The sequence below is a fragment of the Pseudoalteromonas sp. Angola-4 genome, from assembly GCF_028599265.1.
GTDB lineage: Bacteria > Pseudomonadota > Gammaproteobacteria > Enterobacterales > Alteromonadaceae > Pseudoalteromonas > Pseudoalteromonas atlantica.
Window position 1 is genome coordinate 1 of the sequence record NZ_JAQREK010000094.1, and the last position, 443, is coordinate 443.

Genomic DNA, 443 nt, shown 5'->3' on the forward strand with positions numbered 1-443 from the left:
CAATTAAGTTATCAGTTTGGGGTAAATAAACTGTTAAATTTATGGATATTGGGTAAACTTAGTTAGTTTGTATAAAATTAACTCTTAAACCTATGTTTTATTTAATGTCAGTGAGTACGTCAGCTATGGATGGAACGTTATTGAGCTACAGCAATTTAGCTATTTTTTTAAGTGGTGCACTTTTAATGGCAATGGTTGCCACGCTATTAACCGTTAAAAGTAACGTAATGAGACTCAGCTTTTTATGTACTGGGCTCATTGGCTTAGCTATGGTCAGTAGTGCAATACCTTGGCTCGCTATTTTACTAGCGCTAGGTTTTGGTTTTAATTTATATCAAGCGAAGTTACAAAAGCAAAAAAAACCATTTCTTATCAGTGCCTGTGCAAGCGCATTACTTGCTTTATTGTTAATAGGGTATCTCTTTTTTACGCTGCATTTAGCG

General features: G+C 34.5%; 1 pseudogene. It reads left to right on the top strand.

Features of this window, described 5'->3' with window-relative positions:
• Nucleotides 1-104: 104 nt before the first annotated feature.
• Nucleotides 105-443: pseudogene (locus PSH48_RS20965) on the top strand (GGDEF domain-containing protein); the annotation flags it as partial.